Here is a 21,439-nt window from a genome sequence, read left to right on the forward strand (position 1 = left end):
TTTCGAACCCAATATCGCGCCTCCTCTCATTGAACGTCGACTGCCCCCTCTATTTTCTGGGGCGAAGTGTAATGATTAGAAATAAAGCCGTCTTGAAGAATAATTCGCGGCATGCGAGGCGCAACGCGCCGCCGGAGCCGCTTGAAGCCGCCCGGGCGTCGAATTCCGGGCCCAGTGCGCCGGACGATTTTCAGCAGTTGCTGACTCCGGCGATTGTGCAAATCATTTCCGGATCGGGTCCAATCCGCAGCCAGACGGGCATTCAGCGATTCCGGAAGCGCCATTCACGCCGCATTGCAGTCGATAAGCACAAGGCATGGCACGCGTTGCCGCTATTTCTGACCGATGGTATAAATGTCACCTCGATTCTGTCGAACCGGTTACAGCGGTGTTTGATCCGCGCCGTTCAATTCATCCGGAGAATCCGGCACGAGGTCACCGTCCATGATTTCGCGAGCAATATCAGCGCCGGTCAAGGCCGCGCCCAAAGACAATCTGGGCTGTGTTGCCAGTAAATTGCGAGTCGATGTCCATGTCGACAACGGGGATATCGCGTTCTACCGCAAATGCATGGCGGAGCCGGACCTCGAACGCATTGCCATGCCGGCTAGCGAACGCGGATTTTTGACGGGTATTTCATTAGGCAATGCCCATCGCCGGAAGATATTCCGGGGGGCACGCGCTTTAGACCGGCATTTCGATACCGATTCGATCTATATCCGCGATTTTTCTGAAGATTATCAGGCGGATATGTATGGCAATTTCGATTTCGTGCTTGTCGAATTGTCACGCCCTTTTCTCGACCGGCTGGCCGACGAGCAGAATTTGCCCGCCATCAGCGGCCTGACCTGCGGCGCGCACCAGAAGGACGCGGTGCTCGGCCATCTGGCCCGCGCGCTCGCCGCGAATCTGGAACTCGCGGGCGACATCAACACGGTGTTCATCGAGCAGGTCGGTCTGGCGATCGGCTCGCACGTCGCGCGCCAGTATGGCGGCTTCAACGCCACGAACGAACGCGCCAAGGGCGCGCTCTCGGCGCTCAACGAAGCTCGTGCGAAAGAACTGCTGCTGGAGCGCACGCGCGACGGCGTGTCGATTGCCGACATCGCGCGCGAGTGCAATCTGTCGCGCGGCTACTTCATCCGCGCGTTTTCGAAATCGACGGGACGCACGCCGCATCAGTGGCTGCTCGAACAGCGCACCGAGCAGGCGCGCCGGCTCGTCGAACGCACGGCCATGACGCTCTCGGAGATCGCCGCGCAATGCGGTTTCGCCGATCAGAGTCACCTGAGCCGCGTGTTCCTCAAGCAGGTGGGCGTGTCGCCAGGCGCCTGGCGGCGGCACGCCCTGCGTGCCCCGGATGCTTCTGAGGGTTAACGTACCGCAGTCGCCGCGGATGCCGCCGACGCTGAAGACGCCGCGTTCGACGTTTCCATCGCCGTGCGATCCGAGTCGGCATTGCGCGGCGCGTCGCCGGTCTGCGCAATCCAGCCACCGCCCAGATACTGATACAGATCCACGAGATTCGTGAGTCGGCTCAGATTCGCGCTGATCAGCGATTGCTGCGCGGAATACAGATCGGTCTGCGCGCTCAGCACCGAGAGGTAGCTGTCCACGCCGTTGCGATAACGCAGATCGGACAGCGTGTAACGGCGCTGCTCGCTTTCGGTGTACGCGCGCAGATCGCTGATCTGCGTATCGTACGTGCCGCGCGCGGCGAGCCCGTCCGCCACTTCGCGGAACGCCGTCTGAATCGCCTTCTCGTACGCCGCCACGTCCTCGTCTTTTTCGAGCTTCGCCACGTCGAGGCTGGCCTTGTTCGCGCCGCCTTCGAAAATGGGCATCGTGATGGTCGGCCCGAAATCCCACGCAAGCTGGCCCGGCTTGAACAGCGAGCCGAGGCTCGCGCTCGCGTAACCGAACTGCCCCGTCAAACTGATGCTTGGAAAGAACGCCGCACGCGCCGCGCCGATGTTGGCGTTGGCGGCCTTGAGCGTTTCCTCGGCTTCGAGAATGTCGGGGCGACGCGTGAGCAGATCGCTGGGCAGGCCCGCCGGAATGTCGGCGAGCAGCGCCTGCGAATCGAGCGGCAGACCCTCGGGCAGATCGGCAGGCAACGGCGCGCCCACCAGCAACACGAGCGCGTTTTCCGCCTGCGCGCGCAGACGCACTTCGCTCTCGTAGTTCGCATGCGCCTGCTGCACCACGCCCGCCGCTTCACGCAGATCGAGTTCCGAACCGGTGCCGGTGTCGAATTCCGTCTTCGTCAGCTCGTACGATTTCTGCGCGGCGTCGAGCGTCTGCTTCGTGACCTTCATCGTGTCGTCGTAGGCGAGCATCGTCAGATACTGATCGGCGACTTCGGAGACCAACGTGATCTCCGCCGCCTTGCGCGCCTGCGCCGTCGACAGATAGGTGTGCAGCGCCTCGTTCGAGAGGCTGCGCACCTTGCCGAAGAAGTCGAGCTCCCACGACGCGCCCGCAGCCGCGTCGTAATCGCTCGCGACCGTCGCGCGGCCCACGTACGAGAGGTCGGCCGGCGTGCGGGTGCGCGTGCCGGTGCCGGTCACGGAGACCGTCGGCATCAGGTTGGCGCGCTCGATGCGGTACTGCGCGCGCGCCTGCGCAACCTTCAGCACGGAGACACGCAGATCGCGGTTGTTCTGCAGCGCCAGCTCGATGAGCCTCTGCAGGCGCGGGTCCTTGAAGAAGTCGCGCCAGCCGATGTCGGCGGCCGAATGACCCTGCGCGCTGCGCGCGTCGGCGCCCGGCTGGCTGTCGTAGGCCGGACCCGTGGGATAGGCCGCCGACACCGGCGCGGCGGGTTGCGTGTAGTGCGGCTCCAGCGTGCAGGCGGCGCTCAGGAACGCCGCCGCCACGCCGAGCGCGGTCAGCGAGAGCTTATTCATCGTGGCTCTCCTGCGTGCCGTGGGCCGCATCGGTGCCGCTCTGCGGGTTGTCTTCGGAGCGGCTGAATTTCGATCGAATGACCACATAGAACATCGGAATCATGAAAATGGCGAGGAACGTGGCCGTGAACATGCCGCCGATCACGCCGGTGCCGATCGCGTGCTGGCTCGCCGAGCCCGCGCCGTTGCTGATCGACAGCGGCAGCACGCCGAGCACGAAGGCCATCGACGTCATCAGGATCGGGCGCAGACGCAGACGCGCGGCTTCGATCGCCGCCGCCACCGCGGTCATGCCCTGCTGCTCCTGCAGTTCGCGCGCGAACTCGACGATCAGAATGGCGTTCTTCGCGGACAGACCCACGGTGGTCAACAGCCCCACCTGGAAGAACACGTCGTTTTCGAGGCCGCGTAGCGTCACCGCGAGCAGTGCGCCGATCACGCCAAGCGGCACCACCAGAATCACCGCGAACGGAATCGACCAGCTTTCATACAGCGCCGCGAGACACAGAAACACCACGATGATCGAAATCGCGTAGAGCAGCGGCGCCTGCGAGCCCGATTGCAGTTCCTGGAACGACAGACCCGTCCACGAATAGCCGATGCCCGCCGGCAGTTTCGCCGCCAGTTGCTCCATCGCGCTCATCGCCTGGCCGGTCGACTTGCCTGCCGCCGCCTGGCCCTGGATTTCGAGCGACGAAATGCCGTTGTAGCGTTCGAGCTTCGGCGAACCGAACGTCCACTTGCCCGTGGCGAACGAGGTGAACGGCACCATCGTGCCGCTCGTGCCGCGCACGTACCACTTGCCCAGATCGTCCGGGTTCATGCGGAACGGGCCGTCGGCCTGCACGTAGACGCGCTTGATCCGGCCGTCGGTGTCGAGGAAGTTGTTGATGTACTTCGAGCCCCACGCGATCGAGAACGTATCGTCGATGTCGGCGGCGGCGACACCCATCGCCTGAGCCTTCTCGCGATCGATATCGACCTTGTACTGCGGCGTATCGTTCAGGCCGTTCGGACGCACGAGCGCCAGCGACGGATCCTTCGCCGCCATGCCGAGCAGCTGATTGCGCGCGGCCATCAGCTTCTCGTGACCGAGCGATGCGTTGTCGGTCAGTTCGAAGTCGAAGCCCGACGCGGTGCCGAGTTCGGGAATCGACGGCGGATTGATCGGGATGATCATCGCGTCCTTGTCGCCCGCGAAGTGCGCGAACACGCGGCCCACCAGCGCCTGCACCTTCTCGTTCGACGCGCGGCGCTTGTCGAAGTCCTTCATCTGCACGAACACCATGCCGGAGTTCTGGCCGCGGCCCGCGAAGTTGAAGCCGTTCACCGTGAACACCGACTCGACGATATTCTTCTCGTCGGTCAGCAGATAGTCGGTGACCGCCTTGAGCGAGCGCGCCGTGATTTCCTGGGTCGAGCCCGCCGGCGTCTGCACCTGCACGTACATCGTGCCCTGATCTTCATCGGGCAGGAACGACTTCGGCAGACGCACGAACAGGAAGCCCACCGCGACGATCACGCCCAGATAGATCACGAACCAGCGCGACGAACGGCGGATCACATGCTGCACGCCGCTGTGATACTTGTCGCGGCTCTTGTCGAAGTTGCGGTTGAACCAGCCGAAGAAACCCGTCTTCGCTTCGTGATGGCCCTGCGGAATCGGCTTGAGGATGGTCGCGCACAAGGCGGGCGTGAGAATCAGCGCGCAGAGCACCGAGAGCACCATCGCGGCCACGATCGTCAGCGAGAACTGACGATAGATCGCGCCGACCGAGCCGCCCGAGAACGCCACCGGCACGAACACGGCCGAGAGCACGAGCGCCACGCCGACGAGTGCGCCGGTGATCTGGCCCATCGCCTTGCGCGTGGCTTCCTTCGGCGGCAAACCTTCTTCCGCCATCACGCGCTCGACGTTTTCGACCACCACGATCGCGTCGTCCACCAGCAGACCGATGGCGAGCACGAGCCCGAACATCGAGAGCGTGTTGATCGAGAAGCCCGCCGCCGACATCACCGCGAACGTGCCCAGCAGCACCACCGGCACGGCGATCGTCGGGATCAGCGTGGCGCGCAGATTCTGCAGGAACAGATACATCACGAGGAACACCAGCACGATGCCTTCGAGCAGCGTCTTGACCACTTCCTCGATCGACAGACGCACGAACGGCGTGGTGTCGTACGGATACTTCACGATGAGGCCGTGCGGGAAGTTCTTCGACAGTTCCGCGAGCTTCGCGCGCACCAGCTGCTCGGTTTGCAGCGCGTTCGCACCGGTCGCGAGCTGAATGCCGAAGCCCGCTGCGGGCGCGCCGTTGTACTTGGTGTCGAAGTTGTAGTTCTCGCCGCCCAGCTCGATGCGCGCCACGTCTTTCAGGCGCACCTGCGAACCATCCTGGTTCACCTTGAGCAGCACGTTGCCGAACTCCTCGGGCGTGCGAAGGAAGGACGCTTCCGTGATGGTCGCCTGCATCGCCTGGCCCTTCACGGACGGCGTGCCGCCGATCGAACCGGCCGCCACCTGCACGTTCTGGTTCGTGATGGCCGTTTCCACGTCCACCGGCGTCAGCGCGTACTGGTTGAGCTTGTCGGCGTTGAGCCACACGCGCATCGAGAACTGCGTGCCGAACAGCGTGACCGTGCCGACGCCGTCGACGCGGCTCAGCGGATCCTCGATGTGCGACGCCACGTAGTTCGAGAGGTCGTAGCGGTCCATGCTGCCGTCTTGCGAGACGAACGCCATCACCATCAGGAAGCTGTTGCTGGACTTCGTGACCTTGATGCCCGCTTCCTGCACGACGGTCGGCAGCACCGGCGTGGCGAGTTGCAGCTTGTTCTGCACCTGCACCTGCGCGATGTCGGGATTGGTGCCCGCCGCGAAGGTCAGCGTGATGGTGGCCGCGCCCGAATCGTCGGACGTCGACGACATGTACAGCAGATGGTCGAGACCGCTCATCTGCTGCTCGATCACCTGCGTCACGGTGTCTTCGACGGTCTTGGCCGATGCGCCCGCGTAGCTCGCGCTAATCTGGATGGAAGGCGGCGCGATGGTCGGATACTGCGCCACCGGCAAGGAAAAGATGGAGGCCACCCCCGCCATCATCAGGATGATCGCGATCACCCAGGCGAAGATGGGCCTGTCTATGAAAAATCGAGCCATTTAACGCGTCACCTCACACTGCGCCAGCGGACGCCGCTGCGGGCGAGGATGCCGAAGCCGAAGCCGCTGCCGCTGCCGAATCCGAAGCCGCGGCGTCGGCGGCGGCGGCCGTCGCCGAAACCGGCGTCGCGCCCTGATCGACGGCATGCACGGTCTGGCCCGGCTGCACCTTCATGCCGCCCGACACGACCACGCGATCGCCCACGTTGAGCCCCTTCTCGATGATCCAGTTGTTATCCGTCACGCCGCCCGTGGTGAGCTGGCGCAGTTCGATCTGGTCCTTCGCGTTGACGACGAGCGCCGTCGGGTTGCCCTTCTGGTCGTGCTGCACAGCGGCTTCGGGCAGCAGCACGGCCTGCTCGTTGAAGCCTTCGTCGATGCGCGCGCGCACGTACATGCCCGGCAGCAGCACGTCGTGCGGATTGTCGAAAGTCGCACGCACGGTGACCGAGCCGGTCGTCTGATCGACGGTCACGTCGGAGAATTCGAGGTGGCCCGTGCCCTTATAGGGCTGGCCGTCTTCGAGCACCAGTTGCACCTTCGCGGCGTGCGGGCCGGTCAGCGTGATCTTGCCGTCGGCGGCGGCGCGGCGCAGCTTCAGACCGTCGACGCTCGATTGCGTCAGGTCCACGTACACCGGATCCATCTGCTGCACGGTCGCGAGTTCGGTCGCGCCGCTCGACTGCACGTACGCGCCCGGCGTCACCGACGACTTGCCGATGCGGCCCGTGATCGGCGAATAGACGGTCGTGTAGCTCAGGTTGATCTTCGCGGTTTCCACGCTCGCGGCGTCGGCTTCGACGTCGGCTTGCGCTTCGTCCGTGGCGGCCACGGCGTTGTCGTAATCCTGCTTGCTGACCGCGTTGGCCGCGACCAGCACCTTGTAGCGATCGGATTGCGCCTTCGCGGCGACCAGCGTCGCGCGCGCCTTCGCGAGCGCGGCCTTGGCGTTGTCGAGCGTCGCCACATAGGGCGCCGGATCGATCTGATAGAGCAGCTGGCCGGCCTTCACCTCGCTGCCTTCGACGAAGGTGCGCTTGAGCAGGATGCCGGTGGCGCGCGCCTGCACTTCGGCGACGAGATGCGCGCTCACGCGGCCCGGCAGATCGACCGTCACGGGCACGGCAGTCGTCTGCACGCGCATCACGTTGACTTCCGGCGTGGCGGAGGCCGCTTGTTGCGGTTTATCGGAGCAGCCTGCGAGGCCGAGGGCGGCGCAGATCACCGCGCACTGCGCGGCGAGCGTACGGAGTGACGGCGTTCCCGGTGTGATGGCGTAGTTTCCTGAGTGTCTTGTCATATTCGCTAGAGGCGCGCCGGGCCCATGCCCGGCTGGCTTACCAATCCCTTAACCATTGCTTCACGCGGAATTTACGCAAACTGCAAGCGCGCCGGGTTACGCGAAAAACGCTCCGTAAGATTCACTAAGCAAACGCGGCGCGGGCGTTGATAAGATCGGCGCGAATTGATGTCCTACCCGGATGTCCTACCCGGATGTCCTACCCGGATGTCCTGCGCGGATGTCCTGCCCGCGCTCGCGCCGTTTCGTCGCGCCATCGGGTGTGAGGGCCGGATGCCATGACGGTGCGGGACGCACGGAATTTGAAGGGCCGATTGATATGAGAAGGACGAGGGAGCAATCGCTCGCGCAGCGCCAGACGCTGCTCGATTGCGCGGAGCAGATCTTCTACAGGAAGGGATTCGCGGCCGCCACGCTCGAGGAAATCGCCGGCAAGGCGGGCGTGACGCGCGGCGCGATCTACGTGCATTTCCGCAGCAAGGCCGCGATATTCGAGGCGCTGTTCGAGCGCCCCGACCTGTCGCTCGCGCCCTTCGATCTGCCCGCGCGGCCGGCGACGGCGCGGCCGATGGACTGGCTCGCGCAGGAGTTGCGCGCGCGCCTCAAGCGCATGCTCGGCAATCGCTCGGCGCGCCGTCTTTACGGCATCGCGCTCGCGGACGCCGAATCGGTCCGCCGCAACGCGCCGCTCGCCGCGCGCATGCAAAGCGCAGCCACGCACGCCGAAACCACCATCGCCGCCGTGCTCGACGACGCCGCGCATCTCGGCGAGATCGAGGGGCCGCTCGACGCGCTCGGGTCCGCGCGCTTCATCTATTCGGCGCTCACGGGTTTCTTCTGCCGCCAGCTATCGAGCGGCCAGCCCGCCGCCGACGATCTGCTCGTCGCGCGCGTGGTGGAAACGGTGTTGTGCTGCGTGCAGTTGAGCGTGTCCGATCACGTGCATCAACCGGCGGCGATGCGCGAGACACCGGCGCGCGTCAGTGGCGCGCCGACGTCGGCAGTCAGCGCCGATCAACCCGCCTTGCGCGGATAAGGAAAGCTCATCGTCACGACGAAGCCGCCGCGCGGATCGTTGGCGACATCCATCGCGCCGTCGTGATGACGCACGAGGCGGCGCACGATCGCGAGACCGAGGCCGCAATGCGCATCGCCGCCGCGCGCCGCGTCGAGCCGCACGAACGGACGCTGCACGCGATGCAGATCCGCTTCGGGCACGCCCGCACCGTGATCGCGCACGCGCAGCACGTAACGGCCATCGGCGAGCTTCGTCGACACTTCGACCGGCGGCTCGCCATACGTGAGCGCGTTTTCGATCAGGTTCGAGAGCATGCGGTCGAGATCGACGGCGGGCAGCATGAAGCCGTCGCCTGCGTGGAGCGCGAGCTTGACGAGTGCGCCGTCGTCAGCGTCTTCCGCTGCTGCCGTTGCGCCCGATTCGGCTGAATCGCCCGCGTGCGCGCCGTAATCGCGGCGGCAATGCGCGTCGACGCTCACGAACGCCGAATCGCTGACGTTCTCGCGCGCGAAGTCGAGAAACTGCGTGACGATGCGCGACATCGATTCCGTTTCGCGCAGGAACGCCGCGCGATCTTTCGGCGTGGCGAGCAGATCGGCGCGCAACTGCATGCGCGTGATGGGCGTGCGCAGATCGTGCGCGATGCCCGCGAGCATGACCGAGCGCTCGCGCTCGCTTTCGGCGAGTTCACTCACCATGTCGTTGAAATCGCTGACCAGTTCGCGCACTTCGTGCGGCCCCGCCTGCGCCACGCGATGCACGCCGCGCCCGATGCGATACTCGCGCGCCGCGCGCGCCAGTTCGCGCACGGGACGCTGCACCTGCCACGCGAAAATCACCGCCGTGACGATCGCGAACACGAGCGTGAGCGCCGAAAAACCCATGAAGCGGCTGAGCGGCGGCATGAAGCCCGGCATCACGATCCAGTATTTCGCGTCGCGCTGACGCACCCACACGCTGCTGGTGTCCGGCTCGACCACGACGTGACTGCCCTCGCCCAGACGCGGACGCAGACTCTCTTCGAGCGGACCATTCGTATCCGTGCACGGCGCGGGACAGCCCGCCTCGATCGCATGCGCCACACCGACGTAATGAATGCCGAGCGTGTCCGCGACGTGTTCGGCGAGCACCGGGTCGCGCTCGCGCACCTGCGCCGCTATCACGAGATTGTTGAGCGAGCGCTGCGCGTCGATCTTCGCGCGCTCCTTGTCGATCAGCAGTAGCGCCATCACATGCACCAGCACCACGAGGCCGACGATCATCAGCGAAAGGCGGCCGAACAGCGTGTCAAGCGGACGGAAGGGAAGCTTCATCGGCGTCATCGTCGGGAACGAACATATAGCCCACGCCGCGCATGGTTTGCAGGCGGCGCGGGTTGGACGGATCGACTTCGATCAGACGGCGCAGACGCCACACCGGCACGTCGATGCCGCGCTCGGTCACGGCCGCGCCCGGCCCGTGCAAGAGATCGAGCAGCTTCGCGCGCGAGAGTGTTTCCATCGGATGCTGCGCGAAGATTTCGAGCATCGCGTACTCGCTGCCCGTGAGCTTGACCGGCTCGCCGTCGCGCAGCAGCGTGCGCGTGGCGAAGTTCAATTCGAACGGACCGAAACGGCATGGCGCGCGGCGTTCGGGCGCACCGCGATCGGGCTCGCCCTGGCGGCGCAGCACGGCGCGAATGCGCGCGAGCAGTTCCTGCGGCATGAAGGGCTTGCCGAGATAGTCGTCGGCGCCGAGTTCGAGGCCGATCACGCGGTCGGCGCCATCGGCACGCGCGGTGAGCATGATGACCGGAATACGGTCGCCGCTCGCGCGCAACTGCTTGAGCGCCGTGAGGCCGTCGACGCCCGGCATCATCACGTCGAGCACGATGACCGAGGGACGCTCGCGTTCGAGGCGGCGTTCGAGCTGGGTGGCGTCGTGCAGCACCGAGAACGCGATGTTGCGCTGCTGGAAAAATTCGCGCAGGAGGTCGCGCAGCGATTCGTCATCGTCGACGAGCAGGACCTGGAACTCAGGATCGGACATCGTGGACGCCTCCGGGTGAAGCACAACAGTGGGCGGCGGAAGGATGGCGCTGGGTCACGGCGGGTCTTTGCAAATCAGGGTGTGGCGGTTCGAATGGCGAAATGGCGCGGTGCGGTGTCGAAGCGAATCGACACGCGGCGCATGGGGGTATTGTGCCTGCGTTGGCGGGGATGTGGCGGCGAGGGATGTTGCGGGGGATGAATGCGCGGCGGACCGTGTGATCCGCAACGGCCGGTTCGCAACGGCCTTTGCCTGAAGAATATCAGTCAGGCAAAAGGCCGCGCGAATTTCGCCTGCATCATGCAGCCGTCGCCTTCACAGGAAGTCACCAGCGGCTGGTCCGGCACGACCTTCATCGGCGTCGAATTCGCGGCGGCAGAACCGTTCCGCTTCCCGGCCTCACGGTTCTGCTCATTAACCTTGGCGCCTGCGCTCAGCCAAGCGTCGGATAGTCGGTATAGAACTGCGCCGTCCCGCCAAAGAAACCTTCGCGGCGCGGCTCGTTCATCGGCGCGTCGGTCTTGATGCGCTCGACGAAATCCGGATTCGCCAGCACCATCGCGCCGTACGATTCGAGATCGGCCACACCCGACGCCACGTCGGCGCCCACCTGCTCCCGCGCACGCCCCGCGCGGTTCACCATCAGCGTGCCGGTCCAGCGCGCGCGAATATCAGCGAGCAACGCCTCATCGCCCTGATGCGCGATGTGAAGATACGCGAGGCCCAGTTTGTCGAGCGCCGTCACCAGATAGCGGTACAACGCGGGACCTTGCTCGCCCTCGTCGATGCCCCACAGCGCCATGCCCGGCGACAGACGGATCGCCGTGCGGTCCGCGCCAATCTCCTTCGCGATGGCCGTCGCGACCTCGATCGCAAAGCGCGCGCGATTCTCGATCGAACCGCCGTATTCATCGGTCCGCACGTTCGCGCTCGGCGCGAGAAACTGCTGCACGAGATAGGCATTCGCGCCGTGAATCTCCACGCCGTCCGCGCCCGCTTCGATCGCACGGCGCGCCGCATGCGCGAAGTCGGCGACCGTGGCGCGGACTTCCTCGGTCGAAAGCGCGCGCGGCACCGGAATGTCCTGCATGCCCTTCGCCGTGAATATGCCGGAGCCCGGCGCGATGGCGGACGGCGCGACACCGGCGCGATGATGCGGCGTGTTATCCGGATGCGACATGCGCCCCGCGTGCATCAGCTGAATGAACAGGCGGCCGCCTTTCGCGTGCACCGCGTCCACGACCCGCTTCCAGCCGGCCACGTGCGCATCGGTGTAGATGCCCGGCGTGGTCAGATAGCCCTGGCCGTCGGCGCACGGCTGCGTGCCTTCGGTGACGATCAGGCCGACGCTCGCGCGCTGCGCATAGTAAGTCGCGGCGAGATCGCCCGGCGTGCCGTCGAACTGGGCGCGCGAACGCGTCATCGGCGCCATGACCAGGCGGTTGCGCAGCGCATGACGGCCGACGCGGACGGAATCGAACAATTGCTTCATGACCAGCTCCTCGAATGGGTTGAACGCAGACGGTTCGGACCTGCGATGGCGCCATCATCGGCTGCTTCATGAGGAAGATAAAGACGGCTAATCGGATATCATTGATCCACTCATGGAGCAATGAAGATGGACGATTACCTCAATGACATGGCCCTCTTCGTCGAGGTCGTAAAGGCCAAGGGCTTTCGCCACGCCGCCGACGCACTGGGCATCCCGAACTCCACGCTCTCGCGGCGCATCAGCGCGCTGGAGAAGCACATCGGGCTGCGGCTGCTGCATCGCACGACGCGCAAGATCGAGCTGACCGAAGCCGGGCAGATCTATTTTGAGCGCTGCAAGCGCATCGTCGACGAGGCGCGGCTCGCGCACGCCCAGCTCGGCACGCTGCTCGCACAGCCCAGCGGCACGCTGCGCGTCTCGCTGCCGGTGGATTTCGGCGTGACCTATCTCGCGCCGCTTGTCGTGGAGTTCGGCGAGCGATATCCGGGCATCGGTTTCGATCTCGATCTCACGCCGCGCCGCGTCGATCTCGTGAGCGAGCCGTTCGACGTGGCGATCCGTATCGGCGAATCGGAAAACTCGCAGTTGATCGCGCGTTTGCTGGCAACGCTCACGCCCTCGCTGTTTGCGTCGCCCGCGTATCTGAAACGTTCAGGCGTGCCGGAGAAACCCGCCGATCTCGAACGGCACGAATGTCTGACGATCCTGAAGGCTGCTTCATGGACGCTGCACGACGGTCAGCGCAAACGCGCGGTCACGGTGCCGGTCGGCGGACGCTATGCGCTCAACAGCGTGGGGATGATTCGCCGCCTCGCCACGCTCGATCGGGGCATCGTGCTGGTGCCGCGCGAAGTGGTCGCCGACGATCTCGCGATTGGCGCGCTGGTGCCCGTCATGCCGCAGTGGCACGGCACACCCACGCCGATCTACGCGATGACGGAAACACGCTTGCTGCCCGCGAAAACGCAGCGGTTTATCGAGTTCCTGCAAGCGCGACTGGCCGAGCAAACGCAGCGCGCCTGAACGCCGCATTCACGCTTGCTTGCAAGACGCGAAGATCACTTTGCACACTTCGGCGAGGTGTTGCGCGCGTGCATCCTCGGTCGTGATCACCGCCGCTGCGCGCCAGCCCATTCACCTACACCCCGCCCCGCAACGCATCGGCGACAACCGTAAACGCCGGTGTCGGCTGCCGTCGGCTCGGGTAATACAGATAGAAACCAGGAAACGGCGCGCACCAGTCGCTCAGCACGCGCAGCAGTTCGCCGCGCTCGATATGCGCCAGCACGCGCGCCTCGGGCACGCACGCGAGTCCCGCGCCCGCAAGCGCGGCGCGCACCGCCAGCGTCGCCGTATTGAAGATCAGCCGGCCTTCCACACGCACCTTGAGCGCGCGCCCGGCCTTTTCGAACTCCCACGCGTAGAGGCTCCCGGCGGTCGGCATGCGGATGTTCACGCAGTTATGCGCGGTCAGATCCTGCGGCGTTTTCGGCTTCGGATGGCGCGCGAAATACGCCGGCGTACCGACCACGGCCATCCGGATGTCCGGCCCGATGCGCACGGCGACCATATCGCGCGCGACCTGCTCGCCGAGCCGCACGCCCGCATCGAGCCGCTGCTCGACGATATCGGTCAGCCCGTTGTCGATCACAAGTTCGATCGTGATGTCCGGATACGCAGGCAGCAGCTTTTCGATGGCGGGCCACAGCAGCGATTCCGCCGCGTGCTCGCCCGCCGCGATGCGCACGATGCCCGCCGGTTTCTCGCGCAGCGCCGTCAACGCGGCCAGTTCGGCCTCGACTTCGTCCAGCCGCGGACCGACCGACTGGATCAGCCGTTCGCCCGCTTCGGTCGGCGAGACGTTGCGCGTCGTGCGCGCAAGCAGCCGCAAGCCCAGACGCGCCTCCAGATTGCGCACGGTCTGGCTCAGCGCCGACTGCGAGACGCCCAGTTGCGCGGCCGCTTTCGTGAAGCTGCCCTCGCGCGCCACGGCGAGAAATGCGGTGATATCGGCAAGATCGGAACGCGCCATGATTAATAAGCCCAGCTTCTAACTTCATCCCGATTCTAGCGCTTAATCGCAAGACGCCGCGCTGCTACATTGATCGTCGTGCCGCTGTCGGAGTCGCGACGGCAACTCAACGCATAAGGAGTCGACGATGAAAAAACGTATTCTCGGGAAGAGCGGGCTCGAAGTGTCCGCGATCGGTCTGGGCTGCATGGGCCTGAGCTACGGCTACGGCCCCGCCACCGACAAGGCCGACGCCATCAAGCTGATCCGCGCCGCGTTCGAGCGCGGCGTAACCTTCTTCGACACCGCCGAAGCCTACGCGCAAGGCGCGAACGAGGCATTGCTCGGCGAGGCGCTCGCGCCGGTTCGCGACGAGGTGGTGATCGCGACCAAATTCGGCTTCGAAGGCGGCGACGTGCAGAAAGGCGTCAACAGCAAGCCCGACAACATCCGCGCCGTGACCGACGCCGCGCTCAAGCGGCTGCGCACCGATCGCATCGATCTGCTGTATCAGCATCGCGTCGATCCGGACGTGCCGCTGGAAGACGTCGCGGGCGCGGTGAAGGAGCTGATCGCGCAAGGCAAGGTCAAGCATTTCGGCATGTCGGAAGCGGGCGCGCAGTCGATTCGCCGTGCCCATGCCGTGCAGCCGGTCGCGGCGCTGCAAAGCGAATATTCGCTGTGGTGGCGCGCGCCCGAGCAGGAGATTCTGCCGCTGCTCGACGAACTCGGCATTGGTTTCGTGCCGTTCAGTCCGCTCGGCAAAGGCTTTCTGACCGGCGCGATCGACGCGACGACGAGCTTCGACAAAACGGATTTCCGTAACGTCGTGCCGCGTTTTTCGGAGGAAAACCGCCGCGCCAATCAAGCGCTCGTCGATGTGCTCAAGCAGATCGCCACGGACCTGAACGCGACGCCCGCGCAAATCGCGCTCGCCTGGCTGCTCGCGCAAAAGCCGTGGGTCGCGCCGATTCCGGGCACGACCAAGATGCATCGAATGGAAGAAAACGTCGGCGCGGCGGCCATCGAATTGACCGCTGAAAATCTGCGCGACATTGAAACGGCGTTCGCGAACATCGCCGTGCAGGGCGACCGCTATCCGGCGCATTTGCAGGCGCGCGTCGGCAAGTAAGCGGCCGGGCGCGCGGCTGAGGATCGCCCGCGCCCGCCACCCGTTTAAAGGATCACTATGTCGGACAATATCGCAGGAAAAGTCATCGTCATCACAGGCGCGAGCAGCGGGCTCGGCGAAGCCGCCGTGCGCCGTCTCGCCGCCGCCGGCGCGAAGCTCGTGCTCGGCGCGCGGCGCGTCGATCGCCTCGTGGCGCTGGCCGCCGAAATCGGGTTGCCGGAGAACGCCGCCGTCGAAACCGATGTCACCGATGCGAGCCAGGTTCAGGCGCTCGTCGATCACGCAGTTGCCACGCATGGCCGTATCGACGTGTTGATCAACAACGCCGGTCTGATGCCGCATTCGCCGCTCGAACGCGGCAAAATCGCGGACTGGGATCGCATGATCGACGTGAACATCAAGGGCGTGCTGTACGGCATCGCCGCCGCGCTGCCGCCTATGACGCGGCAAAAGAGCGGTCATATCATCAACGTGTCGTCGGTCGCGGGGCACAAGGTCGGCAAGAACAACGCCGTGTATTGCGCGACGAAAACGGCGGTGCGCGTGCTCTCCGAAGGGCTGCGCCAGGAAGTGAAACCGCACAACATCCGCACGACGATCATCTCGCCGGGCGCGGTGCAATCGGAGTTGCCGCAGAGCGTGACGGAGGCCGATGTGGCGGCCGGGATCGCCGACTTCTACGAGAAGTTCGCGATTCCCGCCGACAGCTTCGCGCGCATGGTCGCCTTCGCGATCGAGCAGCCCGACGACGTCGACGTCAACGAGATCCTGTTCCGGCCGACGGCGCAGGAGGTCTGAAGCGTGGTGTAGCGCGGCGTGCCTCAGTGCACGACCATGCCGTTGTACTGCGCGTTGCCCGCGCCCGCCGCGATATTGATGCCGATATTGCCGCTGACGTTGGCGAGCGCGCCCGCGCCGAGTGCGGCCGTGCCGCTGCCCGTCATGTGCGCGGTGCCCTGCACGGTCTGCTGCGAGACGATTTCCGCGCGCGACGTGCCGACGAGCGCGATCTGATTGGCCTGCACATTGAACGCCCCGGCGACGAGGTTCACGCCCGCGTTGCCGGTCGCGCCGCGCAGCACGTCCGCGCCCACGGAGGCCGATTGCGCAGCGAGATCCGCGTTGCCTGCCGTGTTCTGCACCGCGGTGAGTTTCACCGGCGCGAAGACGGCGGCGCTGTCGTCGTCGCTCGATACGGAGACTGCGGAGATCGCGGACAGTGGCGTCGCGCTATCCGCGAACGCCGACGTCGCGCCCGCGCACGTGGCCGCACACAGCGTCGCGGCAATCAACAAACGTAGCTTCATCGGCGGCTCCCCGGCGTGGTCGAATGAGTGGGATAGCTGCGATATCGACCTTTACGGGCGCGCTTGAAGTGCGGGTTTTCCCTGAGCATCGAGGGCAAGCCTTCGGGCGGGATGACGCCCTGTTTTATTGCGCCAACTCACGCTGATTCAGCCCTTTTCACCGGCGCTTCAACCGTCCCTTTCACCGGCAGCAGCACGATCACCAGCACGGCCAGCGCCGCCACCGCCGCGCCCGTGACGTAGTTCGCGCCCAGACCGCGCGCATCGACGATATAGCCCGCCAGCACCGTGCCGCAGCCGATGCCGACCTGAGTCGTGAGCGTGAACATCGCGGACACCGTCTCGTCCTCGATATCGCGAATCTGCCGATGCCACATGTTCAGCGCGAGCGGCAGCGCGCCCCACGCCACGCCCCACAGCGCGACCAGCGCGAGCACCGCGCCGCGCAGGCCCGTCGCCGCGGGCAGCGCCAGCAGCGTGACGGCCATCAGCACAGTCGCGCCGAGCAGCGTGTGACGCAGGCTGCGCGCCACGTAGCGGCTCGCGAGCGCATTCGAGAGGAAACCGAACGCGCCGTACGCGAGCAGCACCCACGTCGCGTCCTTACCCGCGAATCCGGCTTCGTTGAGCAGCGGCACGAGAAACGTGTAGGTGCCGAAGTGCGCGGCGAACAGCAGCGTGATCGTGGCCATGCTGCGCTGGGCCATGCGGTTGCGCGCGAAGGCCAGCAGGCGCGCCGCGCCGGGCGTCGCCGAGGACGTGGCCGCAAGCGCGGGCAGCGCAACGATCTGCACGATCAGGGCGATGGCCGAGAGCGCGGCCGCCGCGAGAAACGCGCCGCGCCACGAGGTCAGATCCGCGACGAAGGTACCGAACGGCACGCCCACGATCATCGCCGTCGTCGCGCCGCCGAACACTGCCGCCGCCGCGTAATGCACGTGATCCGCGCGCACCAGCCGCCCGGCGACCGCCAGCGCCATCGACCAGAACGCGCCGAGACTGGCGCCGACCATTGCGCGTCCGAGCAGCATCCAGCCGAATTGCGTCGACACCGCCGACGTGAGCGCCGACGCCAGCAGCAGCACCGAAAGCGCCAGCAACAGCGTGCGCCGGTCGATCCGCTTGCCGACGAGCAGCACGCCCGGCGCGGCCAGCGCGGCGAACAGGCCCGGCAGCGTCATCATCAGACCGCCGTGTCCGGCGCTCACGCCGAACGATTTCACCACATCCGGCAAGACGCCGACCGGCAGAAACTCGGTGGTCACCGAAGCGAACGAACCGAGCGCGAGCGAGGCCACGGCGGGCCATGCATCGCGCGAGGTATCGGGGGCGGATTGACGAAGCGGAGAATCGATTTCAGACATAAAGCGCCAGCCGGCCGAACGAACCGCATTCAGCCGACGATGGATGAGGGGAGCGGGAGGCGGACGCCTCGCAATGAACGGCGCCGATGAATCCAGCACGAACGCCGGCACAGTCCAACGACAGGGACACATCGCGTGCAGCGAAGCGGCCGTCGCGGTTCACGAACGCACAAACGCAAAAACGCACAAACCAACGCAAACGCGAATGTTAGCGCGAGTCAGCCAACACTGGAAGCCGCGCGTAAGCTGCACGCCCGACTTCCCCGCGTGCATTCAGCGCTTCGCCCTGCCCGCGTTTTTACGCGCCGGTTTGCGCACCGTCTTGCCTTCCGGCGCGGCCTGGCTCACGTCCACGGGCACGAACGGCGCTTCGAAATGCTTGACGAGAAAGTCGATGAAGGCCCGCGCGCGCGGCGACTCGTTGCGCTGGCCCGGATAGTAGACGTACAGATCGGCGGACGGCAGCACCACCTCGGGCAGCACGAGTTTGAGCCGTCCGCTCTGGATGTATTTCGCGAGATCCCATTCCGAGCGGATCAGAATGCCGTGGCCGTCGAGCGCCCATCGCAGCACGATATCGCCATCGTTGCTGGACAGCGCGCCGCTCACCTTCAAGGCTTCCAGATGATCCGCCTGCATGAAGCGCCAGACGCCCGACGCGTCGTCGTTCTGCGTGTGAATGATGCAGCGGTGATCGACCAGATCTTCCTTGCGCCGCGGCACGCCATGCCGTTCCAGATATTTCGGCGATGCGCACAGAAAGCGCCGGTTGCTCATCAAGCGTCGCGCGCGCAGACGCTGGTCCGGCAACTCGCCGAAACGGATCGCCATATCGAACGCGCCTTCGACCAGATCGACGGGCCGGTCCGTCACCTCGAACTGGATATCGACACGCGGATAGCGCCGCGCGAACTCCGACACCAGCGGCGCAATCGTGGTGCGCCCGAAACCCAGCGTCGCGTTGATGCGCAGGCGTCCGTGCGGATCGGCGGGCGAACCGGCCATCGCGTCCTCCATCTCGCGCACCTGGTCGAGAATCTGCGCGGCGTAACGCGCGAAGGTCTCGCCTTCCGGTGTCAGGCTCACGCTGCGCGTGGTGCGGTTGACGAGCCGCGTGCCGAAGCGTTCTTCGAGGATCCCGAGCCGCTTGGTCGCCGCCGGCGGCGTGATGCCGATCGAGCGCGCCGCGCCCGAGAGACTCTTGAGCCGCGCCAGCTGCACGAAGAACGCGAAGTCGGAAGTCGAATCAGTTCTCACTTTGGGTAAAGAATGAAATGAATTGAGGTGAAGTATAGGCGGCCCGGCGACGGCTATGCTACTTCCCATTGCACCACGCTACTTGACCCGCTCAACCCACATTGCGCGCCCACGCATCCATCCAGGAGACCGCCTCATGAGAATCGTCGAGATTCGCGAGCAAACGCTGCCGATCAGTTCGCCGATCCGCAACGCCTATATCGACTTCAGCAAGATGACGCTGAGCCTCGTCGCCGTCATCACCGACGTGATCCGCGACGGCAAGCCGGTCGTCGGCTACGGTTTCAATTCGAATGGCCGTTACGGTCAGGGCAAGCTCATGCGCGAGCGCTTCATTCCGCGCCTGCTCGAAGCCGATCCCGCCTCGCTCGTCAACGACGCGGGCGACAATCTCGACCCGCACAAAATCTGGGCGACGATGTTCACCAACGAGAAGCCCGGCGGCCACGGCGAGCGCTCGGTGGCGATCGGCACGATCGACATGGCCGTGTGGGACGCGGTGGCGAAGATCGCGGGCAAGCCGCTCTTTCAACTGCTCGCCGACCGCTACGGCAACGGCGAGCCGAACCGCAAGGTGTTCGTCTATGCGGCGGGCGGCTATTACTATCCCGGCCAGAATCACGACAAGCTCAAGGACGAGATGCGCAGCTATCTCGATCGCGGCTACACGGTGGTGAAGAAGAAGATTGGCGGCGCGTCGCTCGACGAGGACCTGCGCCGCATCGACTCGATTCTGAGCGTGCTCGGCGACGGCCAGAAACTCGCGGTCGATGCGAACGGCCGCTTCGATCTCGACACCGCGATCCAGTACGCGAAGGCGCTCTCGCAATACGACCTGTTCTGGTACGAGGAAGCGGGCGATCCGCTCGACTTCGAATTGCAGGCCGCGCTGCGCAACTACTACGACAAGCCGATGGCGACCGGCGAGAATCTGTTCTCGATGCAGGACGCGCGCAATCTGATCCGCTACGGCGGCATGCGCGCGGACCGCGACTGGCTGCAATTCGATTGCGCGCTGAGCTATGGTCTCGTCGAATATCTGCGCACGCTCGACATGCTGCATCAGCATGGCTGGTCGCGCAGCCGCTGTATTCCGCACGGCGGCCATCAGATGTCGCTGAATATCGCGGCGGGTCTCGGGCTGGGCGGCAACGAGTCGTATCCGGATCTGTTCCAGCCGTTCGGTGGCTTCCCCGACGGCGTGAAGGTCGAGAACGGTTTCATCACGATGCCGGATCTGCCAGGCATCGGCTTCGAGGGCAAGGCCGATCTCTACGCGCAAATGCAGAAGCTGCCCGCCTGAACAAGCGCGCGTTTAACGAAAAAAAGCCTCACGAATGTGAGGCTTTTTTGCATGACGTGTCGCTCGATCAGGACACCGCGCGCGCCGGCAGCAGCTTGCCGTCCCACAGCAGTGCGGCCGTCTTGAAGAACAACAGGCCGATCACCAGGTTCGAGGCCGCGAACAGCACGAACGCCAGTTCGTGTTCCCAGTGCGGTGCGCCGCCTTGCGCGATCAGCATCGCCAGCGTGGGCAGCGCGGCCGTGCCGAAGCTGAAGGCCCAGTACGACGGCGCGAAGGCTTGCGCACGGATCCACGGCAGCAGACGCAGCAGCAGAAGCGCCTGATACAGACCGTAGCCGAGCAGCGCGTAAGCGATCAAACCCGTCGTGCCGGTCAGCCCCGTCGTCAAACCCGTATGTGCCGCCGTGCCGGTAATCGCCATCCACGCCACGCCGCCGACCACCGGCGGCGCGAGTTGCACGCCGAAGCCAGGGCGCAGCGCGGGCGCCGTCGGGGCGGCATGCGCGGCGCGGTTGAGCAGCATCGATTCGATCGCGAGCCACGAGAGCGCACCCGCACCGAAGAACAGCATCGCGAGTTCGGGCAGACCGAAAGCGGCGGCCGTGGTCGCGGCCACGAAGCCCGGCGCGACGGTCGGCAGATAGATCGCCGGCGTGACGAGTTCCGCATTGCGCGCGCCCTGCCAGAGCCGTCCGTGCAGCATCACACCGACGCCGAGTTGTGCGACCGCGCCCACCGCGAACAAGGCCAGCGCGAGGTCGGGCGACCAGAGCTTGATCGCCTGCGCCGCCAGCATCGCCGAAACCGGGCCGAGCGCGACGAACGACGACTGCACTTCGTGCGCCCACTCCTTGCGCGCGGCCTCGCGGTGCGCGATCCACTTGATTGCATACATTGCCGTGATCGCGCCCCACACCACGAGCGCGGCGACGGTCAGCACCTGCGCCGCCACCGTCGGCACTTCCCAAAGCTTCGCCGCGACGCGCCACGCGCCCGCCAGCGCCAGCGCGCCCACTGCGATGCCGAAAAAGCCCGCCGGCATCGGTTCATGCTTGGTGATCCATGCGTTCATGACCCACTCCAGACTTGAGACGGCGGATGCCGTCGTTCGATGGAGTGACTTTAGGCGCGCGGGCGTCTGGTGCGAATGCCGGG

Annotated in this window: 18 protein-coding genes; 7 read left to right on the forward strand and 11 right to left on the reverse strand. The window is 65.6% G+C overall.

Translation table 11 applies throughout. The features are described 5' to 3' along the window. Positions 1-92 precede the first annotated feature (92 nt). A complete protein-coding gene (locus G5S35_RS24410; RefSeq protein ID WP_183039801.1) occupies positions 93-515 on the forward strand; it encodes a hypothetical protein in 423 nt (140 codons plus the stop codon). Continuing rightward, on the forward strand, positions 445-1,377 hold the full coding sequence (locus G5S35_RS24415) for an AraC family transcriptional regulator (protein ID WP_183039802.1): 933 nt from the start codon (positions 445-447) through the stop codon (positions 1,375-1,377). The genes G5S35_RS24410 and G5S35_RS24415 overlap by 71 nt, the downstream gene beginning before the upstream one ends. Here the strand turns inward: G5S35_RS24415 and G5S35_RS24420 are convergent. The 3 genes from G5S35_RS24420 to G5S35_RS24430 are packed head-to-tail and all read right to left on the reverse strand — an operon-like array spanning position 1,374 to position 7,294. Beyond that, a complete protein-coding gene (locus tag G5S35_RS24420) occupies positions 1,374-2,909 on the reverse strand; it encodes an efflux transporter outer membrane subunit (protein WP_074985262.1) in 1,536 nt (511 codons plus the stop codon). The genes G5S35_RS24415 and G5S35_RS24420 overlap by 4 nt on opposite strands. Continuing rightward, positions 2,902-6,069, reverse strand: coding sequence for an efflux RND transporter permease subunit (locus G5S35_RS24425; protein ID WP_183039803.1), 3,168 nt, complete (start codon positions 6,067-6,069; stop codon positions 2,902-2,904). Before G5S35_RS24425 ends, G5S35_RS24420 begins: the two co-directional genes overlap by 8 nt. Before the next feature lie 13 nt (positions 6,070-6,082). Beyond that, a complete protein-coding gene (locus G5S35_RS24430; protein WP_420874543.1) occupies positions 6,083-7,294 on the reverse strand; it encodes an efflux RND transporter periplasmic adaptor subunit in 1,212 nt (403 codons plus the stop codon). Between the two features lie 394 nt (positions 7,295-7,688). On the opposite strand from G5S35_RS24430, the gene G5S35_RS24435 reads away from it, so the two are divergent. Beyond that, positions 7,689-8,405, forward strand: coding sequence for a TetR family transcriptional regulator (locus tag G5S35_RS24435; RefSeq protein ID WP_183039805.1), 717 nt, complete (start codon positions 7,689-7,691; stop codon positions 8,403-8,405). Here G5S35_RS24435 and G5S35_RS24440 read toward each other — a convergent pair. From G5S35_RS24440 to G5S35_RS24450, 3 genes are all read right to left on the reverse strand, one after another. Further along, positions 8,384-9,700 carry an ATP-binding protein gene (locus G5S35_RS24440; RefSeq protein WP_183039806.1) on the reverse strand — a complete coding sequence of 439 codons (1,317 nt, stop codon included), beginning with the start codon at positions 9,698-9,700 and terminating at the stop codon, positions 8,384-8,386. The two genes, G5S35_RS24435 and G5S35_RS24440, sit on opposite strands and share 22 nt — an antisense overlap. Further along, positions 9,675-10,415 (reverse strand): response regulator, encoded by a 741-nt coding sequence (locus G5S35_RS24445; RefSeq protein ID WP_074985268.1) that lies wholly within the window; start codon positions 10,413-10,415, stop codon positions 9,675-9,677. The genes G5S35_RS24440 and G5S35_RS24445 overlap by 26 nt, the downstream gene beginning before the upstream one ends. Positions 10,416-10,848: 433 nt before the next feature. Further along, entirely contained in the window at positions 10,849-11,907 is a 1,059-nt protein-coding gene (locus G5S35_RS24450; protein WP_183039807.1) for an alkene reductase, read from the reverse strand. A gap of 126 nt (positions 11,908-12,033) precedes the next feature. Here G5S35_RS24450 and G5S35_RS24455 point away from each other — a divergent pair, with 126 nt between their 5' ends. After that, positions 12,034-12,930: a LysR family transcriptional regulator gene (locus tag G5S35_RS24455; RefSeq protein ID WP_065059842.1), complete on the forward strand. Its 897-nt coding sequence runs from the start codon at positions 12,034-12,036 to the stop codon at positions 12,928-12,930. A 115-nt stretch (positions 12,931-13,045) separates the two neighbouring features. Here the strand turns inward: G5S35_RS24455 and G5S35_RS24460 are convergent, their stop codons facing one another. Beyond that, positions 13,046-13,939, reverse strand: coding sequence for a LysR family transcriptional regulator (locus G5S35_RS24460; protein WP_065059695.1), 894 nt, complete (start codon positions 13,937-13,939; stop codon positions 13,046-13,048). Between the two features lie 127 nt (positions 13,940-14,066). Here G5S35_RS24460 and G5S35_RS24465 point away from each other — a divergent pair, with 127 nt between their 5' ends. Together G5S35_RS24465 and G5S35_RS24470 are read left to right on the forward strand one after the other, a co-directional pair. After that, positions 14,067-15,050, forward strand: coding sequence for an aldo/keto reductase (locus G5S35_RS24465; protein ID WP_183039808.1), 984 nt, complete (start codon positions 14,067-14,069; stop codon positions 15,048-15,050). A 57-nt stretch (positions 15,051-15,107) separates the two neighbouring features. Then, a complete protein-coding gene (locus G5S35_RS24470) occupies positions 15,108-15,848 on the forward strand; it encodes an SDR family oxidoreductase (RefSeq protein WP_183039809.1) in 741 nt (246 codons plus the stop codon). Between the two features lie 23 nt (positions 15,849-15,871). Here G5S35_RS24470 and G5S35_RS24475 read toward each other — a convergent pair whose 3' ends face one another. The 3 genes from G5S35_RS24475 to G5S35_RS24485 form a co-directional block, all read right to left on the reverse strand. After that, the gene (locus G5S35_RS24475; RefSeq protein ID WP_183039810.1) at positions 15,872-16,357 is read right to left on the reverse strand and encodes a hypothetical protein; all 486 of its coding nucleotides are present in this window, start codon (positions 16,355-16,357) and stop codon (positions 15,872-15,874) included. A 137-nt stretch (positions 16,358-16,494) separates the two neighbouring features. After that, positions 16,495-17,721, reverse strand: coding sequence for an MFS transporter (locus tag G5S35_RS24480; protein ID WP_065059699.1), 1,227 nt, complete (start codon positions 17,719-17,721; stop codon positions 16,495-16,497). Between the two features lie 273 nt (positions 17,722-17,994). Beyond that, positions 17,995-18,978: a LysR family transcriptional regulator gene (locus tag G5S35_RS24485; RefSeq protein WP_074985278.1), complete on the reverse strand. Its 984-nt coding sequence runs from the start codon at positions 18,976-18,978 to the stop codon at positions 17,995-17,997. A gap of 136 nt (positions 18,979-19,114) precedes the next feature. Here G5S35_RS24485 and G5S35_RS24490 point away from each other — a divergent pair, with 136 nt between their 5' ends. Then, a complete protein-coding gene (locus G5S35_RS24490; protein ID WP_183039811.1) occupies positions 19,115-20,281 on the forward strand; it encodes a mandelate racemase/muconate lactonizing enzyme family protein in 1,167 nt (388 codons plus the stop codon). A gap of 67 nt (positions 20,282-20,348) precedes the next feature. Here G5S35_RS24490 and tehA read toward each other — a convergent pair whose 3' ends face one another. Then, a complete protein-coding gene (tehA, locus tag G5S35_RS24495) occupies positions 20,349-21,356 on the reverse strand; it encodes a dicarboxylate transporter/tellurite-resistance protein TehA (RefSeq protein ID WP_074985281.1) in 1,008 nt (335 codons plus the stop codon). Positions 21,357-21,439: the final 83 nt, after the last annotated feature.

This window comes from Paraburkholderia tropica (assembly GCF_014171495.1).
In the GTDB taxonomy this organism is placed as follows: Bacteria; Pseudomonadota; Gammaproteobacteria; order Burkholderiales; family Burkholderiaceae; genus Paraburkholderia; species Paraburkholderia tropica.